This is a genomic window from Escherichia sp. KCJ4928 (assembly GCF_004352695.1).
Classification (GTDB): Bacteria; Pseudomonadota; Gammaproteobacteria; order Enterobacterales; family Enterobacteriaceae; genus ECMA0423.
In genome coordinates this window covers 1-290 of the sequence record NZ_SJWV01000721.1, presented here as the reverse complement: position 1 = coordinate 290, position 290 = coordinate 1, and the positions used below count along the sequence as shown (strand labels likewise).

The 290-nt window shown below is 61.0% G+C and carries 2 pseudogenes; both read right to left on the bottom strand.

The features are described 5' to 3' along the window. Window positions 1-85: pseudogene (locus E0D98_RS27720) on the bottom strand (phage tail protein); the annotation flags it as partial. Window positions 86-163: 78 nt separating this feature from the next. Next, window positions 164-265, bottom strand: a pseudogene (locus E0D98_RS28320) (hypothetical protein); the annotation flags it as partial. Window positions 266-290 lie beyond the last annotated feature (25 nt).

Here is a 290-nt window from a genome sequence, read left to right as displayed (position 1 = left end):
ACTCCATCCACATCATCGCCTCGCTCGCACTCAGGCTGTGGCGCAGTTCGGATAAGGTGCGCCCCAGACGGAGCGCAAGTCGCATCAGAAAGCGAATTTCCGGGCGGGCTACTTTTTTCTGGCCGACCCTGCATCAGCGATCAGTTCCAGTGCCTGACGCAGCAAGCGCCACCGACGGCCTGCCATCCAGCAGGGGGACCACATACGGGTACACCTGCCCGCCGGCAAGATGCGCCAGATGAGGATACAAATCCGCCTCCGTCATCGTCTCAGTACCTCATCAATGGCCC